This window comes from Vibrio sp. RM-41-2B (assembly GCF_024744415.1).
Classification (GTDB): Bacteria; Pseudomonadota; Gammaproteobacteria; order Enterobacterales; family Vibrionaceae; genus Vibrio; species Vibrio diabolicus.
In genome coordinates this window covers 1-709 of the sequence record NZ_JAMQWD010000048.1, presented here as the reverse complement: position 1 = coordinate 709, position 709 = coordinate 1, and the positions used below count along the sequence as shown (strand labels likewise).

The 709-nt window shown below is 53.3% G+C and carries 1 rRNA gene; it reads left to right on the top strand.

Annotated features, from left to right (window positions below):
• A 23S ribosomal RNA gene (locus tag NB463_RS19945) occupies positions 1–672 on the top strand; the annotation flags it as partial.
• Between the last annotated feature and the right edge of the window lie 37 nt (positions 673–709).

The following is a 709-nucleotide window of genomic DNA, read 5'->3' as shown; positions in this document are numbered from 1 at the left end:
TGGTGGGTAGTTTGACTGGGGCGGTCTCCTCCCAAAGCGTAACGGAGGAGCACGAAGGTGGGCTAATCACGGTTGGACATCGTGAGGTTAGTGCAATGGCATAAGCCCGCTTGACTGCGAGAATGACAATTCGAGCAGGTGCGAAAGCAGGTCATAGTGATCCGGTGGTTCTGAATGGAAGGGCCATCGCTCAACGGATAAAAGGTACTCCGGGGATAACAGGCTGATACCGCCCAAGAGTTCATATCGACGGCGGTGTTTGGCACCTCGATGTCGGCTCATCACATCCTGGGGCTGAAGTCGGTCCCAAGGGTATGGCTGTTCGCCATTTAAAGTGGTACGCGAGCTGGGTTTAGAACGTCGTGAGACAGTTCGGTCCCTATCTGCCGTGGGCGTTGGAGAATTGAAAGGGGCTGCTCCTAGTACGAGAGGACCGGAGTGGACGAACCTCTGGTGTTCGGGTTGTGTCGCCAGACGCATTGCCCGGTAGCTAAGTTCGGGATCGATAACCGCTGAAAGCATCTAAGCGGGAAGCGAGCCTTGAGATGAGTTCTCCCTGATACTTTAAGTATCCTAAAGGGTTGTCGTAGACTACGACGTTGATAGGCAGGGTGTGTAAGCGTTGTGAGGCGTTGAGCTAACCTGTACTAATTGCCCGTGAGGCTTAACCATACAACACCCAAGGGGTTTTGATGGACTCAATGAAAGA